Source organism: Shinella sp. (assembly GCF_052438155.1).
Lineage (GTDB): Bacteria > Pseudomonadota > Alphaproteobacteria > Rhizobiales > Rhizobiaceae > Shinella.
Genome location: NZ_JBQVPI010000022.1, coordinates 1 through 22,858 on the forward strand (window position 1 = coordinate 1; position 22,858 = coordinate 22,858).

Annotated in this window: 21 protein-coding genes, 1 tRNA gene and 3 pseudogenes; 16 read left to right on the top strand and 9 right to left on the bottom strand. The window is 60.4% G+C overall.

The window, feature by feature from the left end; all coding sequences use genetic code 11:
* The 8 genes and pseudogenes from istB (ACT6VE_RS26695) to ACT6VE_RS26730 all read left to right on the top strand — a co-directional run.
* Nucleotides 1–470: pseudogene (gene istB / locus ACT6VE_RS26695) on the top strand (IS21-like element ISRsp3 family helper ATPase IstB); the annotation flags it as partial.
* Nucleotides 471–580: 110 nt separating this feature from the next.
* Nucleotides 581–973 carry a hypothetical protein gene (locus ACT6VE_RS26700; RefSeq protein ID WP_444801350.1) on the top strand — a complete coding sequence of 131 codons (393 nt, stop codon included), beginning with the start codon at nt 581–583 and terminating at the stop codon, nt 971–973.
* A gap of 89 nt (nt 974–1,062) precedes the next feature.
* A protein-coding gene (locus ACT6VE_RS26705; RefSeq protein ID WP_444801351.1) for an IS3 family transposase occupies nt 1,063–2,426 on the top strand; the annotation gives its coding sequence in 2 pieces (ribosomal slippage) (nt 1,063–1,410 and nt 1,413–2,426; 1,362 coding nt in all).
* Between the two features lie 180 nt (nt 2,427–2,606).
* A complete protein-coding gene (gene grxC, locus ACT6VE_RS26710; RefSeq protein ID WP_052818853.1) occupies nt 2,607–2,879 on the top strand; it encodes a glutaredoxin 3 in 273 nt (90 codons plus the stop codon).
* A gap of 66 nt (nt 2,880–2,945) precedes the next feature.
* Nucleotides 2,946–3,227, top strand: a complete 282-nt coding sequence (locus ACT6VE_RS26715) for a DUF427 domain-containing protein (RefSeq protein WP_052818854.1) — start codon at nt 2,946–2,948, stop codon at nt 3,225–3,227.
* A gap of 166 nt (nt 3,228–3,393) precedes the next feature.
* Nucleotides 3,394–3,660, top strand: a complete 267-nt coding sequence (locus tag ACT6VE_RS26720) for a hypothetical protein (RefSeq protein WP_052818855.1) — start codon at nt 3,394–3,396, stop codon at nt 3,658–3,660.
* Nucleotides 3,661–3,858: 198 nt separating this feature from the next.
* A pseudogene (locus ACT6VE_RS26725) lies at nt 3,859–4,353 on the top strand (Dps family protein).
* A gap of 54 nt (nt 4,354–4,407) precedes the next feature.
* A complete protein-coding gene (locus ACT6VE_RS26730) occupies nt 4,408–4,986 on the top strand; it encodes a peptide-methionine (S)-S-oxide reductase (RefSeq protein WP_218142126.1) in 579 nt (192 codons plus the stop codon).
* Here the strand turns inward: ACT6VE_RS26730 and ACT6VE_RS26735 are convergent.
* The 4 genes from ACT6VE_RS26735 to ACT6VE_RS26750 form a co-directional block, all read right to left on the bottom strand.
* On the bottom strand, nt 4,940–5,572 hold the full coding sequence (locus tag ACT6VE_RS26735; RefSeq protein ID WP_052818857.1) for a class I SAM-dependent methyltransferase: 633 nt from the start codon (nt 5,570–5,572) through the stop codon (nt 4,940–4,942). The genes ACT6VE_RS26730 and ACT6VE_RS26735 overlap by 47 nt on opposite strands.
* 307 nt (nt 5,573–5,879) lie before the next feature.
* Entirely contained in the window at nt 5,880–6,638 is a 759-nt protein-coding gene (gene istB / locus ACT6VE_RS26740; RefSeq protein WP_444801352.1) for an IS21-like element helper ATPase IstB, read from the bottom strand.
* Entirely contained in the window at nt 6,635–8,131 is a 1,497-nt protein-coding gene (istA, locus tag ACT6VE_RS26745; protein WP_183368613.1) for an IS21 family transposase, read from the bottom strand. The genes istB (ACT6VE_RS26740) and istA overlap by 4 nt, the downstream gene beginning before the upstream one ends.
* 195 nt (nt 8,132–8,326) lie before the next feature.
* A tRNA-Leu gene (locus tag ACT6VE_RS26750) sits at nt 8,327–8,411 on the bottom strand.
* Between the two features lie 521 nt (nt 8,412–8,932).
* On the opposite strand from ACT6VE_RS26750, the gene ACT6VE_RS26755 reads away from it, so the two are divergent.
* From ACT6VE_RS26755 to ACT6VE_RS26770, 4 genes and pseudogenes are all read left to right on the top strand, one after another.
* Entirely contained in the window at nt 8,933–9,163 is a 231-nt protein-coding gene (locus tag ACT6VE_RS26755) for a helix-turn-helix transcriptional regulator (protein ID WP_092161062.1), read from the top strand.
* A 103-nt stretch (nt 9,164–9,266) separates the two neighbouring features.
* Nucleotides 9,267–9,431: pseudogene (locus ACT6VE_RS26760) on the top strand (JAB domain-containing protein); the annotation flags it as partial.
* A gap of 137 nt (nt 9,432–9,568) precedes the next feature.
* Nucleotides 9,569–10,975, top strand: coding sequence for a Si-specific NAD(P)(+) transhydrogenase (gene sthA / locus ACT6VE_RS26765; protein ID WP_444801353.1), 1,407 nt, complete (start codon nt 9,569–9,571; stop codon nt 10,973–10,975).
* A 23-nt stretch (nt 10,976–10,998) separates the two neighbouring features.
* Nucleotides 10,999–11,802 (top strand): endonuclease/exonuclease/phosphatase family protein, encoded by an 804-nt coding sequence (locus tag ACT6VE_RS26770; RefSeq protein WP_444801354.1) that lies wholly within the window; start codon nt 10,999–11,001, stop codon nt 11,800–11,802.
* Between the two features lie 47 nt (nt 11,803–11,849).
* On the opposite strand, the gene ACT6VE_RS26775 is transcribed toward ACT6VE_RS26770, so the two are convergent.
* Nucleotides 11,850–12,452, bottom strand: a complete 603-nt coding sequence (locus ACT6VE_RS26775) for a flavin reductase family protein (protein WP_444801445.1) — start codon at nt 12,450–12,452, stop codon at nt 11,850–11,852.
* A 4-nt stretch (nt 12,453–12,456) separates the two neighbouring features.
* Entirely contained in the window at nt 12,457–13,041 is a 585-nt protein-coding gene (locus tag ACT6VE_RS26780) for a nitroreductase family protein (protein ID WP_444801355.1), read from the bottom strand.
* A gap of 101 nt (nt 13,042–13,142) precedes the next feature.
* On the opposite strand from ACT6VE_RS26780, the gene ACT6VE_RS26785 reads away from it, so the two are divergent.
* Nucleotides 13,143–14,135 (top strand): hypothetical protein, encoded by a 993-nt coding sequence (locus tag ACT6VE_RS26785; RefSeq protein WP_444801356.1) that lies wholly within the window; start codon nt 13,143–13,145, stop codon nt 14,133–14,135.
* A gap of 86 nt (nt 14,136–14,221) precedes the next feature.
* Here ACT6VE_RS26785 and ACT6VE_RS26790 read toward each other — a convergent pair whose 3' ends face one another.
* A complete protein-coding gene (locus ACT6VE_RS26790) occupies nt 14,222–16,243 on the bottom strand; it encodes a calcium-binding protein (protein ID WP_444801357.1) in 2,022 nt (673 codons plus the stop codon).
* A 126-nt stretch (nt 16,244–16,369) separates the two neighbouring features.
* Between ACT6VE_RS26790 and ACT6VE_RS26795 the strand changes: the two genes are divergently transcribed.
* A complete protein-coding gene (locus tag ACT6VE_RS26795) occupies nt 16,370–17,482 on the top strand; it encodes a helix-turn-helix transcriptional regulator (RefSeq protein ID WP_444801358.1) in 1,113 nt (370 codons plus the stop codon).
* Between the two features lie 49 nt (nt 17,483–17,531).
* Here ACT6VE_RS26795 and ACT6VE_RS26800 read toward each other — a convergent pair whose 3' ends face one another.
* Nucleotides 17,532–18,368, bottom strand: coding sequence for a lysophospholipid acyltransferase family protein (locus ACT6VE_RS26800; protein ID WP_444801359.1), 837 nt, complete (start codon nt 18,366–18,368; stop codon nt 17,532–17,534).
* A gap of 73 nt (nt 18,369–18,441) precedes the next feature.
* Entirely contained in the window at nt 18,442–20,415 is a 1,974-nt protein-coding gene (thrS, locus tag ACT6VE_RS26805; RefSeq protein WP_444801360.1) for a threonine--tRNA ligase, read from the bottom strand.
* 351 nt (nt 20,416–20,766) lie between these two features.
* Here thrS and ACT6VE_RS26810 point away from each other — a divergent pair, with 351 nt between their 5' ends.
* Together ACT6VE_RS26810 and ACT6VE_RS26815 are read left to right on the top strand one after the other, a co-directional pair.
* Nucleotides 20,767–21,663 (top strand): hypothetical protein, encoded by an 897-nt coding sequence (locus ACT6VE_RS26810; RefSeq protein ID WP_444801361.1) that lies wholly within the window; start codon nt 20,767–20,769, stop codon nt 21,661–21,663.
* A gap of 83 nt (nt 21,664–21,746) precedes the next feature.
* A complete protein-coding gene (locus ACT6VE_RS26815; RefSeq protein WP_444801446.1) occupies nt 21,747–21,923 on the top strand; it encodes a DUF6678 family protein in 177 nt (58 codons plus the stop codon).
* The last annotated feature ends 935 nt before the right edge of the window (nt 21,924–22,858 follow it).

The window sequence follows — 22,858 nt, forward strand, 5'->3', positions numbered from 1 at the left end:
ACGTCGTACTGATCGGCGGACCAGGCACCGGCAAAAGCCACATCGCGACGGCTTTGGGCATCCAGGCGGTTGAGCATCACCGCAAAAAGATCCGCTTCTTCTCTACTGTCGATCTGGTCAATGCGTTGGAGCAGGAAAAGGCCGCAAACAGGGCGGGCCAGTTGGCCGAGCGTCTGTTGCGCCTCGACCTCGTCATCCTTGATGAGCTGGGATATCTACCCTTCAGCCCTTCAGGCGGGGCCATGCTGTTCCATCTGCTCAGCAAACTCTATGAGCGGACCAGCGTTGTTATCACCACCAACCTGAGCTTCAGCGAGTGGTCCAGTATCTTTGGCGATGCCAAAATGACCACCGCCCTGCTGGATCGCCTCACGCATCATTGCCATATCCTTGAAACCGGCAATGACAGCTTCCGCTTCAGAGCCAGTTCCGCCGCCCCAAAATCCAGAAAGGACAAATCACCCGCTTGACCCTGCTCGTCGCAGGCAGCACATCAACCACGCCCACCCGGGTCACTTCTCAATGAAAATCCCGGGTCACTTCTCAGTGCAACTCAACACTCTCGCTGGAGACCGCAGCCTTGCACAGTGCTCGTGAGAACTACCTGGACTATGTCTCTACCGCTCGGCTCGACCGGAGCGAACCGATCGAAAACGACGAACTAGCTCAGGCCGAGGTCGCGAGCGACTTCGCTGAAGCGCTCGATGACACGCTCCATGACTATGCGGATAAACTCGAAAAGCTCAGGACGATCGATTTCGGCCCCAAGTTGGCCGTCGGCGAAGGCGCTGTCGTCAAGCTGTCCGGCCGCCACTTTGTGATCGCGGTGTCAACGAGCAAGTTTACCTGTCAGGGGCGTGAGCTCATGGGCATTTCCACGATGGCGCCGATCTTCGAAGCGATCGAGGGTGCCCGAGCCGGGGAGACCGTGCAGTTCAACGGCCGGGACCTCACCGTAGAAGACGTGGAATAAAGCCTGTCCGCCGTCAGCGCCCATGGCACAGATTTGAGGTTGTGATTTAAGGAGGATTTGGGCTTCGTCGTAGTGACGAAGGAACGAAGATGAAGCCCAAATCCTCCTATTCAAAATCGCCGTCGAAGGCCCCTGCGGAGCAGGTGGTGAAGGACATCCGGCGGCAGACCCGGCGGCATTTCTCGGCGGAGGACAAGATCCGCATCGTGCTGGAAGGTCTGCGCGGCGATGACAGCATCGCCGAGCTGTGCCGCAAGGAGGGCATCGCCCAGAGCCTATACTACACCTGGTCGAAGGAGTTCATGGAAGCGGGCAAGCGGCGCCTGGCAGGCGACACCGCCCGTGCCGCGACAACCGGCGAGGTGCAGGATCTGCGCCGCGAAGCCCGTGCCCTGAAGGAATGCGTGGCCGACCTGACGCTCGAAAACCGCTTGCTGAAAAAAAGCATGATCGCGGATGGGGGCGACGAAGAATGAGGTATCCCGCATCCGAAAAGCTCGAGATCATCCGGATCGTCGAGCAGTCGCACCTGCCTGCCAAGCGCACGCTGGACCAGCTCGGCATCGCCCGCCGGACGTTCTACCGCTGGTATGATCGCTACGTTGAAGGCGGGCCAGAAGCGCTGGAGGATCGGCCATCGGCGCCGAGCCGTGTGTGGAACCGCATCGGTGACGACATCCGGGACCAGATCGTCGAGATGGCGCTGGAAACAACCGAGCTATCGCCCCGGGAGCTGGCTGTGCGGTTCACCGACGAGAAGCGCTACTTTGTGTCGGAAGCCACGGTTTATCGCCTGTTGAAGGCCCATGATCTGATCACCAGCCCGGCATACGTGGTGATCAAGGCGGCCGATGCGTTCCACACCAAGACCACGCGACCGAACGAGATGTGGCAGACCGACTTCACCTACTTCAAAATCATCGGGTGGGGCTGGATGTATCTGTCGACCGTGCTCGACGACTTCTCGCGCTACATCATCGCCTGGAAGCTGTGCACCAACATGCGCGCCGAGGACGTCACCGACACGCTGGACCTCGCCCTCAAGGCATCGGGCTGCGACAGCGCCACGGTGCTGCACAAGCCCCGACTGCTGTCAGACAACGGCCCGAGCTACATCGCCGACGATCTGGCCGCATACATCGAAGCCCAGAAGATGAGCCATGTGCGCGGCGCCCCGTGTCATCCCCAGACCCAAGGCAAGATCGAGCGCTGGCACCAGACCCTGAAAAACCGCATCCTGCTGGAAAACTACTTCCTGCCCGGCGACCTCGAGGCCCAGATCGCCGCCTTCGTCGAGCACTACAATCACCAGCGTTACCACGAGAGCCTGGCCAACGTGACGCCCGCCGACGCCTACTTCGGCAGGGCTCCGGCCATCATCAAACAGCGCGAAAGGATCAAGCAACAGACCATCGAATATCGGCGCTTGCAGCACCGCAAGCTCGCCGCTTAACATCAACCCCCAGACGAGGCCCGCACTCCGCTAATCTACGCCGCGATCTGCGCCGAATGTTCTGACGACGGACAAGCATCTGCGCCGACGGCGGTCAAGGCACAGTCGCCCTCCTCGAACGCGGCTGACGGTAGATCAACGCCATGACAGCGATCCGCTTCCAACTGTCGGAGACGCGATATGACAACTGATGTGCTGCTGTACAGCACGAATTGGTGCCCGTTCTGCCGCCGGGCGAAGACGCTCCTCAAGGAGAAGGGCGTGCAATGGAAGGAACTCGATATCGAGGCGGATCCGGTTCACCGGCAGGCCATGACGGAAGCGTCGGGTCGAAACACCGTGCCGCAGATCTTCATCAACGGCACGCATGTCGGTGGCTCCGACGAGCTTTTCGAGCTCGATGTCAGAGGCGAACTCGACAAACTCCTCGGGCGCACGCCGCGCGCCAACTGAGGGGGCGCGGCCCGGGCAGACACCCCATGACCCCGCGCCGGTTTTTGAACGGGAAAGGAGAGTCCGTTGGTCTCAGCTATCTGGAATGACGCCACCATCGCCACAAGCAACGAGACGGTCGTCGTCGAGGGAAACCACTACTTCCCACCGTCGGCGGTCGATTTTGGCCTGCTTGAGATGAGCCCGCACACGTCCGTCTGTCCGATCAAGGGCACCGCGCGCTACTTCCATGTTCGTGTGGGCGATGCGCTCAACGCGAACGCGGCCTGGACCTATCCCGATCCGACGCCGGAAGCCGAGGGCATTCGGGATCACGTCGCTTTCTGGAAGGGCGTGGACGTTGCATAGCAGACCGGTCAGGCGGCGGCTTCGCTGATGGCCCTGTGCAAGCGCCGGCATCTAAAATCTTCCGCCCATCCCGAAACGGCTCGGCTGAAGGACACTGCCCCGGGCCGTTCGGCGCCAACAGCGTCGAATCCTTGCGTCTCTGCCGGATCAAGACGGGTGGATTGAGATGGAGCATGCCGGGTTCGATGCCGCTTTCGCCAAGCTTGCGGAGGGATACAGCGAAGGCGCCTACGAAGGCCGGCGTTTCGGCCTGACTGTCCGGCGATCCGGGGATGGGCGCCGCAACAGCCTGTTCGCCAGGGAGTTGGCCGGGACCGACATTGTCAGCTTCAACCTCTACCGCGTTACGTCAGACAAAACCTTGCTGAAGCCGTGCGAGATGTCCGCCGAAAAGGTCGTGGCGTTCGTGCTGGATTTCAGACCGGCCCCCTGACGGGCAGGTGGCGGTCCCGGCCGACCGGTCCGCGTGCGACGCCCGCTCCCTACGACTGCGCAGGTCGCTCAAAGGTATCGAAACTATAGCCGCTGGTCATTGGACTTCGTCTGGCGATGAATTCATCTTCTATGCATCGCCATCCGTGGGGAAATCGGTGCTGGCTCCCGTGTAAGCCAGATTGAGAAAGTCTAAGCGATGACGAATAACAATTCCGCCACCCTTCCGACACCTTCTGATCTTGACGAATGCGCAGCGATGACTGTCGCCGACGCTCTGAAGATTATTCTCGCGAACAGCTTCGCGATCTACCTGTAGACAAAAAATTTCCACTGGCACGTCTCCGGACCCTACTTCAGGGACTATCATCTGCTTCTTGATGAGCAGGCCGCAGAGATCCTCGCCGCCACCGATGCGATCGCCGAGCGCGCGCGAAAGACGGGTAACACCACTATTCGATCGATCGGCGATATCGCGCGCCACCAGACCATCAAGGACAATGATGCTGAGTTCGTGACGCCGCAGGACATGCTGGGCGAGCTCCGCGCCGACAATCTCCACATGGTCGAGTCATTTCGCCGCGCAAAGGACGTCGCGGACAAGGCGAAGGATAATGCGACGTCCGGCCTTATCGATGCCTGGACGGACGAGGCTGAGCGCCGTGCGTGGTTCCTCTTCGAAATCAGCCGCTAGCACTGCGCAGGGCAAACCTACGTCAGGAATGACGTCTGGGCGTGGGAGGTGATGATGGCGAAGGCCGGCTTTGGAGGGGGATGCCATTGGTGCACAGAAGGAGTGTTCCAGGCGTTGCGCGGCGTCGCCCAGGTCGACCAGGGCTTTGTCCAGTCGGACGCGCCGGCAGATACCTGGTCAGAAGGGGTGATCGTCACCTTCGATCCATCGGTTGTTCCGTTGGCGACGCTGTCCGAGGTGCATCTCAGAACGCATTCCGCTGCCAGGGCCCGCTCACCTCGCAGCAAGTACCGCAGCGCGATCTACATCTTTGAAGAGAGCCAGCGGCCGGAGGCCGAACTGGCGATCGACCGCTTCACCGACGCGTCGGGCAAGCCGGTGCACACCCTGGTCCTCCCGTTTAAAGGTTTCAGGGCGTCGGACGAGCGTTACCAGAACTACTATCGAACCGACCCGAGCAGGCCCTTCTGCCGCCGCTACATCGATCCCAAGCTGGATCATATCCGACGGCACTTTTCGGAACTGGCGCTCCCTGAAGCGAAGCCGACTGTCGGGGAGATCGACATGAAGTCGGAGCCGGGGCCTGTCAGGGCTTCACGAACCGATAGGCGAAGCGATCGGTTTTGCCCTTGATCGAGGGATCGAACACCTTGATCGAGTGCGGATCGTCCTCGTTCGCGAGTATGGTGCTTACCGCGTCCAGCACGAAGCCGGCCGCCTCGACCTCCTCGCGGACGGACGCGGGATCGATCCGATGCAGCGACTGGGCGTCGCTCGTGCCCGACCCAGCGGCGGCGGCGTGGTCGACGATGACGTAGGACCCACCCGGCTTAAGCCGCTCGTAGACGGCTCGATTGAAGTTGGCCGCCGTCGCGCCCTTGTCCTGGATCAGCGCGGTGTGGAGATCGTGGTAAAACAGGTGCAGCCACAGGACATCCGCGGGCTGCGTGGCCTTCGGCATCGCCACGAGGTCCGCCGAGACGGCCTCGACGTTCTCTCGGCCCGGCTCCTTCGCAAGCGTCCGCATGCTGCCGACCGGATCGTTCTTGAAGTGGGCGACTTCGGCCGGCACGAAGCTGTAGACCCGTCCTTCGGGTCCCACGACGTCGGAGAAGAGGCGGGTCCAGTCGCCGTCGCCTGGGTAAACGTCGATGACGGTGCAGCCCGCATCGACGCGTGCGAACCGGATTAATTCGGATAGCTTGGATTGGTCGTACATCGGGCTCTCCTTTACGTTTGAGCAGTCGACGAGGGCGCGCGGGGTGCGAGAGGCGATGCAAGGCTGATCCACCGTATGCTCCGATGCGATGGCCGCAGATGGTCAGCGCTATGCCGGCCCGGACGCGTCCACCTGCGCGGCCCGAGCCAGTGCCTGCGTATCGACATATTCCCGGATTGTCAACGGCGGAGTAAAAACCGGCCACTTGGCGGCGCAAAAGTCGGCCACCTTGGCGCGCGCATGAGACCCGCGGGAGGGCGTAGCCCGAGCGGGGTCTCATGCGCGCGCGGCGATTTTTTGAGAGGTCTCAGCCGGCCTTTCGGGCGCGGCTTTGGGCGAGACGATAGCTGTCGCCGTTCATCTCGAGGATGCTGACATGGTGGGTGATACGGTCGAGCAGAGCGCCGGTGAGACGCTCCGACCCCAAGGTCTCGGTCCATTCGTCAAAGGGAAGATTGCTGGTGATCAGAGTGGCGCCGCGTTCATAGCGTTGCGAGATCAACTCGAAGAGCAACTCTGCGCCGGTTTTGGAAAGCGGCACAAAGCCCAGCTCATCGATGATCAACAGCTTGTAGGCGGCCATCTGTTTCTGGAGCCGTAGCAGTCGCCGCTCGTCACGGGCCTCCATCATCTCGCTGACCAGTGCGGCGGCCGTGATGAAACCAACGGACAGGCCCTTCTGGCATGCGGCCAGACCGAGACCGAGCGCGACATGCGTCTTTCCCGTGCCGCTGGGGCCAAGCGCAATGACGTTCTCGCGCCGCTCGACCCACTCGCAACGCGCCAGGTCCAGCACCTGCATCTTGTTGAGCTTGGGGATGGCTGCGAAGTCGAAACTGTCGAGGCTTTTGACGACCGGGAACTTGGCCGCCTTGATGCGGCGTTCGACCTTACGGCGATCCCGTTCGATCATCTCCCGCTCGGCAAGCCGGAATAGGTATCCGACATGATCGACGCCTTCGGTGGCGCACAGCCGGGCCAGCTTCTGATACTCACGCTGGAATGTCGGCAGCTTCAGGGTCTTGAGATAGTGTGCGAGAAGGATCTCCGGCGCTTCGGTGCTCATGCCGCTTCTCCCGCATCCGACGACAGGAGGCGCATGTAGGCTTTCGCCGAAGTCGTCTCGACCGTCGCCCTCGGCAAGTAGGGATAGATGGACAGGTCCAGTCGCGGCGGCCGGCGTTCCACCCGGCACAGGATCAGATGCTTGATCGCGTCGAAGCCGATGGCTCCGAGTTGGAGGGCCTGCTTCACCGCCGCGTGAAGGTCGGCACGCTCAAAGCTCTCCAGCAGGCGCAGGACCTGAACATACTCACGCCGGCCATGCTTGGCCATGCGGCTCTCCATCAGACGGCGCAGCGTGGCGAACTCTTCGGGCAGGTCCCAGCCCTGGAGAGGGGCCGCCTGATCCAGCGAATTGATCTTCTGCTCGATCAGCGGCAGGTAGTGCACAGGATCGAAGACGACGTCCTCACGTTCCCAGCTTCGGGGATGACGCGCAATGATCTCGCCGCGGCAGCCGATCACCACCGCATCGACATAGCCCCTGACCCAAACATCCTGATGGCCATAGGCGACCGGGACGGAATAGTCGTTGGTCTTGTAGCGCACCAGCGACTGGGCCGTGACCTTGGCGCTGGCTTGATCGCAGGCATCGAATGGAGAGGCCGGCAACGCACGCATGGCAGCCAGATCCCGCTGCAGCCGATCGCCGATCGCCTCGCTTTCGCCCCGCAGTCTGTCACGCTGGCGCTTGCGGCATTGTTCTTCAAGCCAGGTGTTGAACGCCTCCCATGTCGCGAACTGCGGGATCGGAACCATGAAGTTGCGCCGGGCATAACCGACGAGACCCTCAACGTTTCCCTTGTCATTTCCCTTTCCCGGACGGCCGTAGCGATCCCGGATCAGATAATGGGACAGGAAGCCGCTGAACAGTGTTGCCCGCTTGCGTGTCCCATCGGGCAGGATTTTTGCGACAAGGCAACGATCGTTGTCATAAACGATCGACTGCGGCACGGCCCCGAAGAACGCGAATGCGTGGATGTGGCCGTCAACCCAGGCCTCGGCCACCGCCGCAGGATAAGCCCGCACGTAGCAGCCGTCGCTATGCGGCAAGTCGAGCACGAAGAAATGAGCCTTCTGCTCCACGCCGCCAATGACCACCATCGCCTCGCCGAAATCGGCCTGCCCATGGCCCGGTGGATGAGCCAATGGCACAAACACCTCCTGGCGACGCTGATCCCGCTCGCGCATATAGTCCTTGATGATCGTATAGCCGCCGGTGAACCCGCATTCGTCACGAAGCCGGTCGAACACCCGCTTGGCCGTATGGCGCTGCTTGCGCGGCACCTTCACGTCCTCATCAAGCCAGTGATCGATCGTCGAAACAAACGCATCCAGCTTGGGCCGCCGGATCGGTGATTGCCGCTGATAGCCGGGTGGCGTCGAATAGGACAGCATCTTGGAAACACTGTCGCGCGAAATGTTGAAATGCTTTGCTGCCTGACGCCGGCTCATTCCTTCAGAACAAGCCAGACGAACCCTCAGATAAAGTTCCACGGTATAAATCCCCAGCCCTCCTGCATGCGTCGCAGAAGGAAAATAGGTGGCCGACTTTTACGCCGCCCGAGGCGGGACTATCCCGCCGCTACCGTGGACTAATTTTGCACCGCCGCTCTCATCTCCGTCGAACGCGAACGACCCACCGCCGCCGGTCCGCCGCGATAGCCTGCTGAGTTTGACCTGATTTAAGAATGGTGCGGGTGGTCGGAATCGAACCGACACTCCTTTCGGAACCGGATTTTGAATCCGGCGCGTCTACCAGTTCCACCACACCCGCACATTTGCCGCCGATTCTAGCCGACGCTCTCTGCACCTATACTGCACCTAGAGCGAAAACCGAATATCGCCAGCCACTTTTCCTTCCTTCTCAAACCCCTGAAAACACGACGTTTTCAATTCATCGTGTTTTTCTGTGGATTGGTAGACAAACCACTTTTTGAAGGGAGTCGCGTCTTCCCCCCCCCCGCCTGCAACCGCCCCGCAGTGACCTCGAAAAACGCCTCATTCGTCGACGTAGCGACACCTATGCCGCACCTGACCGCTGCCGCGGTCACCTGGCAGAGAGCGCAACCCCGCCGATGTGGCGTCGCCTGTATCCATTTTCCCGACACTCACCTGAAAGCGCTTTTGCGGAAGAAAATTGCACAGCATTGATGTCGGTGCAGAAGCGTGAGCGCCCGGGCCTGGGTGATGAAAGTGGTGATCCGGAGGGACGGCCTTCGGCCTCATCGCCTACACGCGATCGTCAACCTAGAATCGGCGACACGACCTCAGTCGTTGCGGCGGACGGAGGCAGAAATGGCAGAAAGCAAATTCCTTACTCCGGAAGAGGTGGCGGAGCGCTACCGCGGTGGCATCTCCGTTGGGACCCTCCGAAATTGGCGCGCCATGCGTCATGGTCCTTCGTTCGTCAAAGTTGGCAAGGCGGTGCTCTATCCAGTTGACGAGCTTGATGAGTGGGACGAAAAGAATAAAGTGCAGTGCCGTGCATCCAAACGACTTGTCGAACACACGGGTGATCAGGCGTGATTATCACGGTCGGGCACGAACAACCGATCCCAATGCGCGGCACCATCATCTCCAAACTTCCAGAATAATACTGCAAAATCAGCAGGTTGGAAATCTCGTTGGCGTGGTGCACAACCACCCGTCCGGTGACCCGACCCCGTCGCGGGCCGACATCGACATGACGAAAACGATCGTGGAAACCGCCCGCCCGCTTGGTATCACGGTGCATGACCATATCATCATCGGCAAGGACGGGCATGCCAGTCTCAAGGGCTTGAGACTTATGTGACATCCCAAAATCGGATGAACGTTCTTTCATCCGATTGAAATGCTTTGCTGCCACATACGGTTGACGAAATTTGCAAGGCGAAGACAATTGCTGCGACGCAATATGATTCTTCCCGCACAGGACTGGGGCCATCTCACATGCAGGAATATGATCTCGTCGTCGTGGGCAGCGGCCCCGCAGGCCGCCGCGGCGCCATTCAGGCAGCCAAACTCGGGCGCAAGGTTCTGGTCATCGAACAGGGCAAGCGCGTTGGTGGCGTCTCGGTGCACACCGGCACCATTCCCTCCAAGACGCTGCGCGAAACCGCACTGAACCTCTCCGGCTGGCGCGAACGCGGCTTCTATGGCCGCTCCTACCGCGTGAAGCAGGAGATCAGCGCCGACGACCTGCGCCGCCGCCTGCTCATCACGCTCGACCATGAAGTCGACGTGCTGGAGCATCAGTTCGCGCGCAACCGCGTACAGCACATTCGCGGCAAGGCGAAATTCGTGACGGCCGACACGATGGAGATCGTCAAGGACGACGGCGAGGTCATCCATGTGCAGGGCAAGAGCATCATGCTCGCCGTCGGCACGAAGCCCTACCGTCCCGAAAGCATTCCTTTCGACGGTGTCAGCGTTCTCGACAGCGACGAGTTGCTCGATATCCAGGAGCTACCGCGCTCCATGGCCGTCATCGGCGCCGGCGTCATCGGCATCGAATATGCCACGATCTTCTCGGCGCTCGACACGCAGGTGACGGTCATCGATCCGAAGCCCACGATCCTCGATTTCATCGACAAGGAAATCGTCGAGGACTTCATCTACGAACTGCGCGACCGCAACATGAAGCTGATCCTCGGCCAGAAGGCCGACAAGGTGGAGAAGCTGGCAAACGGCAAGTGCGAGATCACGCTCGACAACGGCCGCCACGTCACCTGCGACATGGTGCTCTATGCCGCCGGCCGCGTCGGCGCGACGGACAGCCTGAACCTAGCGGCTGCCGGCCTCACCGCCGATTCGCGCGGCCGCCTCAGCGTCAATCCGGAAACTTTTCAAACCGAAGTGCCGCACATCTTTGCTGCCGGCGACGTCGTCGGTTTCCCGAGCCTTGCCTCCACCTCGATGGAACAGGGCCGCATCGCCGCCCGCGTCGCCGTCGGGGCGATTGCCAAGGAGCCGCCGAAATACTTTCCCTACGGCATCTACGCCGTGCCGGAAATCTCGACCTGCGGCCTCACCGAGGAAGAGGTCAAGGAGCGCGGCATTCCCTATGAATGCGGCATGGCGCGTTTTCGCGAGACCTCGCGCGGCCATATCATGGGGCTGAATTCGGGCCTGCTGAAGATGATCTTCTCGCTCAAGACCCGCCGCCTGCTCGGCGTGCACATCGTCGGCGAAGGTGCCACCGAACTCGTCCATATCGGCCAGGCCGTCTTGAACCTGAAGGGCACCGTCGAATATTTCGTCGAAAACACCTTCAACTACCCGACGCTCGCCGAAGCCTACAAGATCGCTGGCCTCGACGCCTGGAACCGCATGGGCGACCTGTCGCAGGCGGGCTGAGCCATCGGCGGGAGGAGCGGCACATGAAAATCCTGTCGCTGAACGTCTGGGGCGGCATGCTGCACACGCCGCTCCTCGCCTATCTCGCCGCCGTCGATGCCGATGTCTATTGCCTGCAGGAGGTGCCGCGCGCCGTCGCCGCGCGGTCGGACTGGCTGACCTACCGCGATGGCGCAGTGGAACTCCAGCAGCGGTCGAACCTTTACAGGGAAATCGCAACCACCCTGCCCGGCCACGATGGCTTCTTCGCGCCGGCGATGCGCGGTGAACTGCTGGACGGCGACCGTCCCTGCTTTCAGGAATTCGGCCTGGCAACCTTCATCCGGCACGACCTTGCCGTGATCGGCCAGGCGCTCGATTTCGTGCACGGCGCCTTTTCCCCAGACGGTTTTGGCGCCCATCCCCGCGCCCGCAACGCCCACGCCGTCCGTCTCTATGACTATGCGGCGGACCGCCCGCTTTCAGTCGTGCACTTCCATGGCCTTCGCGAAGTCGAGAGCAAGGGCGATACCGTAAACCGCGATGCCCAAGCCGAAGCCCTCGTCTCGCTCATCGGGCGATTGCATCGTGAAGGCGAAGGCCTCGTTCTGTGCGGCGATTTCAACGTGTTGCCCGAGAGCCGTACGTTCCAGGCCCTGGCCCGCCTCGGCCTCACCGACCTCGTCACCACGCGCGGCTTCACGGATACGCGAACGTCGCTCTATACCAAGCCGGGCCGCTATGCGGATTACATGCTGGTGAACGACACGATACGGGTCTCGGCATTCACCGTCGTGGAGGCACCCGAGGTCTCCGACCACCGGGCACTGCTTCTCACAATAGACTGAAGACGAACGGCAGTTGCGCCGCAGGCCGAGGGAGGAGCTCCCTCACCTTACTTCGGCCGCGTCATCGCAAAGACGTCCGCTCCGCCATCGGCATAGTCCATATAGCCCATCCGGCCGAGCGGACGGGCAACAGCCATGTCGATCATGCCATCGCGCAGGATTTCCGGGCTGATATGGATGCCGACGACCTGGCCGAACACCACCCAATTGTCCGTTTCCCGGCCTTCGATATCGACCGGCCGCAGGATCTGCGTCGCCCGGCATTCCAGTGCCGCATAGGCCTCGCCGACATAGGGCGCATCGACGAGGCGACCGGTCACCGGCGTCAAGCCGGAGAGGTCGAATTCATCGACCTCCCGCGGCACGGTGGCCGAACTCAGGTTCATCCGTTCGGCGAGATGCCGGCTCGCCAGCGAGCAGGTGAAGACACCGGTTTCCTCGATGTTCGTCACGCTGTCCTTGTGGCCACTGGAGGAAAACATCACCAGCTTCGGCCTGTCGCTGATCGCGTTGAAGAACGAATAGGGCGACAGGTTCAGCCCCCCATTCGCCGCTTTCGTGCCTATCCAGCCGATCGGTCGTGGTGCGACGATCGCCTTGAAGGGATCGTGCTTCAGGCCGTGCGCGTTTTGCGCGGTCTCGTAGAACAGCGCGTCAGGCGTCATCGCCAACCCATGTGACGATCTCGGCAAGCTCCGGCCGCGGCCGTTCGGTCGGCGGCACGGTCGGCGTGCCGATATGGATGAAGCCGGCGACTTTCTCGCCCTCGTTCACGCCGAGGATCGCATAGGCGCGCGGATCGAAGGCATACCATTCCGTCAGCCAGTTCGAGGCAAAGCCATGCGCATTGGCGGCCATCACGAGGTTGAGGCAGACGGCGCCGGCCGACATCAGCTGCTCCCATTCCGGGATCTTGAAATGCGGTGCGGCACGGCTGACAACGGCGACCACGACGGGCGCGCGGGTCAACCGCGTATTCTCCACCTTCACCATTTCGTCGGACAGGTCCGGCCTGTCGCCGATGGCGATCTTCGCCAGTTCCTCGCTGATGCGCCGGCGCTCCTCGCCGCGATAGACGATGAAGCGCCAGGGGGCGAGCTTGCCATGGTCCGGCACGCGCGAGGCGAGCGTCAGCATCTCCTCCACCACGTCTTTCGACGGGCCGGGCTCGCCCATCTGGAAGGCAGGGATCGACCGGCGGGTCGAAAGATAATCGATCAGCTTGATTTCGGTTTTCATCGGGAGAGAGTTCCAATAACTTGGCCAGCAGGCGCGGCCTTGAAAATGCCACTAGACGCGTCTTCAAGTGGAGCCTTACAGTCAGGAAGTCAATCATCCCCATGCGCATGCCGATCCATCCCGCCATTGCCGTGAGCCTTGCCATGGCGAGCCTCGTCTCGTCGCTTGTTCCGGCCCATGCGCAGGATTCGGTTGACAGTTTTTCCGAGATAACTGCGCCACTGAAAGGCAGCAAGCTCACCTCGTTCAATCCGGTAGTGACGGGCGAAGCAACGCCGAAAAACCTGCGCGACATCACCTGCGAGGCGCTGCTGACCAAGGATGGCAGCCCCATGCAGCATGGCCTGACCTGGCGCGTCTTCTCGCCGATCCCGGCGGCCGATGGCAAGCTGCCGCTGCTGGCGACCTCCGAGGGCGGCACGGCCGCCTTCCAGCTTGTGCCCGGCGAATATTTCGTCAACGTCGCCTTCGGCCGCGCGGGCGCCACCAAGAAGCTGCTGGTTCCCGAATCCGGAGATGTCGACAAGCAGGTCATGGTGCTCGATGCCGGCGGCATCATGCTGAACGCCGTCTCCGGCTCGGACGTGCGCATCCCGCCGAAGGAGCTGAGCTTTTCCATCTTCGCCGCCGAAGTGCGCGAGGACGGCGAGCGCAACCTCGTTGTCGCGGAGGTGAAGCCGAACTCCGTCGTGCGCCTCAACGCCGGCACCTACCACGTCGTCTCCGACTATGGCTCGGTCAATGCCGTGATCCGTGCCGACATCCAGGTCGAGGCCGGAAAATTGACACGCGCGACGATCCAGCACCGCGCCGCAAAACTCACGCTGAAGCTCGTCTCCGATCCCGGCGGCGAGGCGATTGCCGACACGGCCTGGTCGATCCTCACCTCCTCGGGCGACACCGTCAGCGAAAGCGTCGGCGCCTTCCCGACAGTGGTTCTGGCGGAAGGTAGTTACATCGCGGTGGCACGCAACAAGAACCGGATCTACCAGCGCGATTTCGCGGTGAAGGCCGGCGTCAACACGGATGTCGAAGTGCTGCTCGACGAAAATGCCAACGATGAGAAGGCTGCCGCGGAAGACGTGGTGGACTGACCCGGCGGAGAAATCCCGCGCCGGGTCGCATCCTCGCGCAGCGGTGATGCCGTTGCCGCGCAACAGCCCACCGCGTGCCACTTGGCTTAAAGAATGAAATCCGAAGCCACGAGGCTTGAGATGTTGTCGAACAGGATCGAGAAGTCGGCGGCCTTGTCGCCGTCGGTATCTGCAGAGACGTAGATATCGCCTCCGCTGGCCGTGGTGCAACGCAGTTCGCCCGCCGTTCCGGAAAAGCCGCTAGCACCACGGAACGTAAACGCCTGATTTCCATTTACCGTTTCGGAAGCGTCGATCCCCGAAAGATCGATGCGATCGCCTTCCGTACGGCTGAAATCTTTAACAACGTCGCGGGTTGCCGCAGTAATGCCACTCTCCGTCGAGCGGAGATAATAGAAGACATCGGCCCCACTGCCGCCAAAGAGTGTGTCCTGCCCGCCGCTGCCTCTGAGGGTATCCTTGCCCGCCCCGCCGTACAGCGTGTCGTTGCCTGTATCGCCACGAAGGGAATCGTTGCCGTCGCCGCCCTCGAGCCTATCGTTCCCGCCGCCGCCAAAAATGGTGTCGTTGCCTTTCTCGCCGAGAAGCTTGTTTGCTACGGCGCTACCGACAAGCCTGTCTCCGCCCCAACCGCCGACGACGTTCTCAATGCCGATATAGGTATCTCCCAACGCGTGGCCCGCGAGGCCCTTGCCCGCGGCCAGATCGACGGAAACGCCAACCGAGAGATAGGGGAGAAAAGAAAGGCTATCCACGCCGGCACCGCCATTCATGTGATCGACCGCTTCGCTTGCGATAAAGCGATCATTCCCGTTCTCGCCGTAAATCGTATTGGTTCCCTGGTCACCGAAGAGGATGTCGTCGCCGTCGTTGCCGTGCAGGACGTCATCGCCAATACCGCCTCTGAGGATGTCGTTTCCGGCATCGCCCCACATGTCGTCATTGCCATCGCCACCCCAGATCTGGTCGTCGCCTTCCTTGCCGTAGACGCCGTCATTGCCCGCGTCGCCCCACAGGGCATCGTTTCCGGTACCGCCGTTGACGTTGTCGTTTCCGGTGCCGCCACGGATGGTATCCGCGCCGTCCTCGCCGTAGAGGTTGTCGTTTTCGGAGCCGCCATCCATCGTATCGTCGCCGGTTCCGGCATAAATCGTGTCAAAGCCGGCATCGCCCGAAAGCCGGTCGCCTCCCTGGCCGCCGCTCAAGTAGTCGTTGCCGTTGCCGCCATAGAGGAAATCGTTGCCGTTTCTGCCATAGATCGTGTCGTTGCCATCCTCGCCATAGAGGGAATCGTCGGCACCCAAAACAAATAAAAGCCCACCGTCGCTATCGCCGCTGTCGATGACGTCGTCGCCGGTGCCGCCGTAGATGGTGTCCTTGCCCGTTCCGCCTTTTAGGGTATCAAGGCCCACGCCACCGTAAATGGTGTCGTTGCCTGTGCCGCCGTCGATAATGTCGTTGTGATAATAGTTGGACTCGGCGATGAAGTACGCGGCATCGCCCCAGATGGTGTCATTGCCGCTCCCGCCCGAGAGGTTATCCCGGCCCTCGTTGCCGTAGATCGTGTCCGCTCCGGCATCCCCGGCGACCAGGTCGTTGCCAAGGCCACCGGACATCGTGTCGTTGTCGCCACCGCCTTGCATATCGTCCTGGCCGTTATCCCCCCACATCCAGTCGCTGCCGAAGCTGCCGCGCATGGTATCGGCATCGTCGCCCCCATGCATCTCCTCGCTGCCGCTGCCGCCGAACATCTTGTCCGCGCCGGCATCGCCCCACATGGCGCTGTTATAGCCATCGGTGCCCCAGAAAGTGTCCCAGCCGACCCCGCCGAAAAGCTGGTCGTAGCCGCCGCCACCGGCATAGAGAATGTCGTCCCCCTCATCGCCGTTCAGGATATCGCTGCCGGCCCCGCCGGAAAGCACGTCATGGCCCCTTCCCCCGAAAAGCTTGTCGTTACCATCGCCGCCGTAGAGCCTGTCATTGCCGCCGAGGCCATAGAGGTAATCATCGCCGCCGTAACCGTAGATCGTGTCGTACCAATCATCACTTTCGACGCTGGAAATCACATTGTTGTATTCATTGCCTTCAAGAGTTCTGTAATACGGCATCGCATCTTCTCCTCGACCTTCGCAACAAGGCTCACCGCCGAAACAAGTCTTGCGGAATCTTGTTCACCCGGGGCATACTCACTCTTCGATAGCCATCCCGCCATTCCCATCTGGGAGTAATACCGCATGAAACCCGAGCAGATTCTGGACAAAATCCAGTCGATCTACGCCTGGGCGGGCGAGGCTGACACACGAAGCGGTCTCGACATCCTGCGGGACGCCGTCGGAGCCGAACATGCCGTTCTGGCACGCCAGGACAGGACAGGTGTCGATACCCCGCTGACCTGCAGTCGGCTGGCATCGGCTGAATTCGATTGCCTAGGCACATTCTGGAGCCGTGATTTCACCACCGCGCCGTTGAGACGGATGCCCGTCGACGGTGCGTTCCGCATTACTGATATCGTTCCGCTGCAAGCGTTGACGAACAGCCACAGCTACCAGGAAGTTCTGCGGCACATCGATGGCGGACTGGCGGCGGCAACCAAGTTGGCGGGCGCGGAAAGCTCATCCACGCTGTTCATCTGCCGTTCCGCCCGACGCGGGTTCGATTTCTCCAACCAGGAGCTGGTGACAATCAATCTCCTGGCCAGACACGTTGTCGAGGCAAATGAAATCCGTCTTCGACTGGAAACAGGCCGGGAGCGGGAAGCCCAAAGCTACGGCATTCTCGATCTTGTCGACGAGGCTGTCGTTCTCCTCGATCATGACGGACGGATCATCTTCATCAACCGTGAAGCCGATGTGCTCTTTTCCACATCCGCGGCCCTGTCCAGTGTCAACGGCTATGTTCGGGCAACGAGCCACGAGCACGACCTCCGGCTTCAGTCAGCGATAAGGAATGTCGTCGACCCCGACGTTTCGGGCTCGTCCCATGCGCCGTATACCGGGGCTCCTCACCGCTTGTCCGTGCCGCAGGAGCGCGGGCTTTCGCTGACGGTAAAGATCCTCCCCGGCAGAGAGATTGGCGGCGGTCCCAATCGAATGACGGCAGCCGCCGTCCTGCTCATCAAGGATCCCGAAAAATCCGGCCGGATTCACGCGCAGGAGTTTTCCGCGCAGTTCGGCCTGTCGGAGCGGGAAGCGCAACTGGCGGCGCTGATCTGCGGCGGTGCAACGCTGAAAGACGCGTCGGCGATCCTGGGCATCTCGGTCGGAACGGCGCGGCAATATCTGAAATCGGTGTTCCTGAAGACGGGCGTCGCCCGCCAGTCCGATCTCATCCGCCTCATCCGGAACTGACCACCGGCCGGCATTCAGGACGCTTCCAAGAACTGCGACAACCGAAGCCTCACCCCGCCCTGCGCAGAAACGGTTTTGGCGTCGGCGCCATGGCAAACACGGCCTCATAGAGCCGCGCCATGATGTTCTTGCGGTCGCCCGCATCCAGCTCCGCCCAGGGAATGATGCCGCCGATGCGCGCCGCGATGGTCGAACCGGACAGCCGGCGGAATTCCCGGATCAACAGCGACAGCCTGAGTGTCATCGACACCTTGCTCGCCAGGTGAAACAGCCGTCCGTTCTGCCCTTCGAAATAGACAGGGATGACATTCGCCTGCGCCGACTGGATGAGCTTTGCCGGAAACATCTTCCACGGCAGGTCTTCCGCGCGGCCGAAAACCTTCTTTGCCGTGGCCACGCCGCCCGCCGGGAACACGATCACCGTCGTGCCCTCCTTGAGCAGCCGCACCGCCTCCGCCCGTGTGCGCATGTTGAGCGCAAGCGCCTCCTTGGTCTCCTCGAAGGAGACCGGCAGCGCATAGGGCTGCATTTCCGGCACTTTCAGCAGATCGTTGTGGATCATCACCTTGAACGGCCGGCCGAGCTGTTCGGCGAGCGCCAGCACCGCAATGCCGTCGCCGATGCCGAAGGGATGGTTGGCGACGATGACGACCGGTCCTTCCGGCAGGTCCGGCGGCGGCCAGGAACCCTGCACGCTGAGGCGCACATTGATGAGTTCCAGCATGTCACCGAAGACGCGCGCGCTCGTGCCGACGATGGAGTGGCGCCACGTGTCGTAGATCCGGGCATAGCGGTTACGCCCGGCAAGACCTTCCATGGAGCGGATGAACCATCGTTTGAGGCGCGGATCGTTTTCGTTGGCGTAGGAGAGTTCCTTGAACCGCACGGTGTTCCCCAAAAAAATAATCCCGCACGGATAGCACGGGATCATTACAGTTTTCAGACAGGCGGCGAGACCATCAGGCCTTGCGAAGCTTGCGCTTGAGATCGGGCGGCGTGGCTTCCAGCGTCAGCGAAGCGATCGCCTCGTCGAGCGACATCGCCGTCTGGTTCTGCGAACCAAGCCGGCGGATGTTGACGGAGCGCTCCTCCGCCTCCCGCTTGCCGCAGACGACGATGACCGGAACCTTGGTCACCGAATGCTCGCGGACCTTGTAGTTGATCTTCTCGTTGCGGAAGTCCGTCTCGACGACCAGCCCGGCCTCGCGCAGCAGTTCGGCGACCTCGCGGCCATAGTCGTCCGCCTCTGAAGTGATGGTTGCCACCACCACCTGCATCGGCGCGATCCACAGCGGCATGTGCCCGGCGAAGTTCTCGATGAGAATGCCGAGGAACCGTTCCATCGAGCCGCAGATGGCGCGGTGGATCATCACCGGCTGCTTCTTGTCGGAGTTCTGGTCGATATAGAAGGCGCCGAAGCGTTCCGGCAGGTTGAAGTCGACCTGCGTGGTGCCGCACTGCCATTCGCGGCCGATGGCGTCCTTCAGCGTATATTCGAACTTCGGCCCGTAGAACGCACCCTCGCCCGGCAGGATGCCGGTCTTGATGCGCCCGCCGGACTGCGCCTCGATCTGCTTCAGCACGTCCATCATGACGCTTTCCGCCCGGTCCCACAGCGCATCGGAGCCGACGCGCTTTTCCGGACGGGTCGAAAGCTTCACGACGACCTCGTCGAAGCCGAAATCCTTGTAGACCGAGAGGATGAGGTCGTTGATGCGCAGGCATTCCGCCGCCATCTGTTCGTCGGTGCAGAAGACATGCGCATCGTCCTGCGTGAAGCCGCGCACGCGCATCAGCCCGTGCAGCGCGCCGGACGGCTCATAGCGATGTACGTTGCCGAATTCCGCAAGGCGAACAGGCAGTTCGCGATATGACTTCAAGCCATGCTTGAAGATCTGCACATGGCCCGGGCAGTTCATCGGCTTCAGCGCGAAGACGCGCTCGTCGTCGGTCTCGTCGCCGGCAACCGTCACCTTGAACATGTTGTCGCGATACCAGCCCCAGTGGCCAGACGTTTCCCACAGCGACTTGTCGAGCACCTGCGGCGCGTTCACCTCTTCATAGGTGCCGGAAAGACGACGGCGCATATAGGCGACGAGCGTCTGGAACATGCGCCAGCCCTTGCCGTGCCAGAACACGACGCCCGGACCCTCCTCCTGGAAATGGAACAGGTCCATTTCGCGGCCGAGGCGACGGTGGTCGCGCTTTTCGGCCTCGGCGAGGATGTGCAGGTAGCTGTCGAGCTCCTCCTGCGTGCGCCAGGCGGTGCCGTAGATGCGCGTCAGCATCGGATTGTTGCTGTCGCCACGCCAATAGGCGCCCGCGACCTTCATCAGCTTGAAGGCCGTGCCGATCTGGCCGGTCGCGGCCATGTGCGGACCGCGACACAGGTCGAACCAGTCGCCCTGGTAATAGATCTTGAGGTCCTGCCCCGCCGGAATCGCATCGACCAGCTCGACCTTGTAGGCCTCGCCCTTGGCGGCAAAAACCTCCTTCGCCTTGTCGCGCGACCAGATTTCCCGGGTAAACGGCTTGTTGCGCTGAATGATCTCCTTCATGCGCTTTTCGATCTTCGGCAGATCGTCCGGCGTGAAGGGTTCGTTCTTGGCAAAGTCGTAATAGAAGCCGTTGTCGATGACCGGACCGATGGTCACCTGCGTGCCGGGCCAAAGCTCCTGCACGGCCTCGGCCATCACATGCGCGGCATCGTGCCGGATCAGCTCCAGCGCACGGTCGTCCTCGCGCGTGACAATCTCGATCCGCCCGTTGGAAACGGTCTCGGAGAGATCGCGCAACTCGCCATCGAGCGCAATCGCAATCGCCTTCTTGGCCAAGGACTTGGAAATCGCCTCGGCGACATCACGGCCCGTCGAGCCCGCGGGATATTCGCGGACGGAGCCATCGGGAAAAGTCAGGGAAACAGGTGCAGACATTCAAAAATCTCCTATCCAGTCCCGCCAACGAATGCGGGTGGTATGCGAGGGTAATAGCCGGAGACCCGGCGCGTGCGTCGCGCGGTATACGGGGATTTGGGGGGGATTGGAAGGGGCGTTGATCTCGTGAAAACCACATGCGTCCACGCGTAGGGATTCGTCCTACTTGGGTAGCTCAAGAAATAGCCGTGGAGTACTCAAAAGATTCACATCTGATATAGCGATACCAGAGAAAATAGCACACTTGGTGTGAATCCAAAAAAACGCTTCCACTATTTTTCAATTTTATTGGAGTTACACACCAAGTTTAGATATCATAAATGAATACTGAATTTGCCCGCTGAGGAAAGCATGCAAGGCGATGGATTTCACCTGAACGGACAACGATATTCTGTTGCCCAGTTTCGCCGCCTACCTCGCACCAAGAAAATTGAAGCTCTTACAGAGTGGTTTCATTTTCATTATATGGCGGAAAAGAATTTAGATAACGAAGAAAAACGAAACAAAGTTGAACATAAATCTCAAGTCCCGACTGGGTCAATTTTAGAGAAACTTGAAGGAAAGTTCGGGGGCATTTTTGGGCGTTCATTGATACAACAATCGGCCGAAAATATTGCAGCAAATGGCGAACACAATTGGATAGAAAAAATAAAACCTCTCAGAAGCGATACGATACTGAAAGAGCCGGACTATCTGGCACATAACGTAGCAGAAATAACCTTTTCGGAGGCAGACAGGCAATATGATTTACCTTTCTCGTCCGCAGCTATTTTTCGTAACCTAAATTCTATCTATATAGAAAACAACGAAAAAGGGACAAATCATGGAAGTGAAGTAAATTTACTATCTGATTTGATAAATAAACTTGAGATACTTGAGAGTCAAATCGCGGCAATATTAGATAAAAAAAACAGTAGATCCCACAACAACCCACCAGAATTGATCGAGGAAACCTCACCATCGACGCAGTTACAAATCGCTGAAATTATGAAGGCGATCGATGATATTCGAATTCAAACCAGATCGTCGGCCCCAAGCCCATCGATCGTTATAGATAACGCAAAACTATTTAAGAGAAGCGGCGTATTGCTTATAGCAATGGGAACTTATACCGCTGGCAGTATGGCTGGTGGTCCGCTTGGAGATTTGGGAAGTTACATTTGGAACAATCGGCAAGCGATCATGAAGGCGCTTCAAGACGCCGCCACAAGCGCAATAGAGTGGGCCCAATACATCAGTTCAATGTAGATTCTTCATGCCAATCTGAAGGAAGAACACCCTTGAGCTGATACACTGCTTCATCAGATTCTCAATTCAACATTACACAGAAAATACGGAAAACTGTTAGCGCAGGCGGCTTTGCGTCGCACATGAACGACACGAAGTGGAGCGAATTCCGTGCTGCCACACAGGCATTTCCTTTCCCACTGGCTTATCAAGTCAAAGTTGTCAAAGAAAACGAGCTGTATCACTCCGGCATCGAATTTGCCCCGACCTATTCATGGTGAGATTGGGGGATGACGCCAGAGGCGGAGTTGGGAATTCATGCGAATGGATCCAAACTTCGCCGAGTTACGAGCGCCATATCGGACGTCTTGTTCAGCCAGAAATCGAGACATGCTCGGACGAGTTACGTATCGTACTGAAGAGCTAAAGATTCCCTTTGCTGAGGACGGCTGCTTCTTCACGACCTATGGACACGTTTCAGGCATCGATTTCCACAACAATTGACGCCGCCCCGGTGCAAGAAACCGCGTACACCACCGGCGAGTACCCACCCCCGCAATCTGGCACGTCCTCTCTTCCATCACCTAGGGCCGCGAGCCTGGATCCAGCCACCGCGTCCACGCGGCGAAAGGCCTCGCTTCTGCAAGCCGCCACGCCTCATGGCGAAAAAATCACACGTCGATTTCCCCACCCCCAAAACCTCCCATATCCTAAACCTCCTTCCGCCGTCGGACGGATCGCGTAACGTGTCGATGCGGGCGGGAGGAGGCGCTTTCGTTTCCTGCCGAAACGTACGGCAGGGGCGAAAGAGGCGTGGAGCGCCGTGGTGACCAAAAGCCTTTTCCCGTGTCTTACGGGATCGGGCCGGCGGGAGTTGCGGCGGGCGAGGCTTCCCCCTTCCCCGGGTCGCGGGGTCGGCTTGGGTCCGCCATGCAAGTATTGCCACGCATGCCCCCGAAACCCGTGCCAAGCGGTTTTCGGACAAGGCGATGCGAAGACGATGCGCAGCGAAGCCTTGCCATGCCTGAAGGAGGATTAGACCGCCTCCGAAGAACGCCTGGGCCGCGCGAAAGCGAAGCCACCCACTTACCCCATTCCAGAGGCAACGCTTTCGCGCGGTTCTCCGGACCAGGGCAATTCCAGCAAGGTGTTTGGAATTGCGAAACGAAAACGCCACACCAACCCGATGGGCAACCTGCGGGCCGTTTTTGGCTGC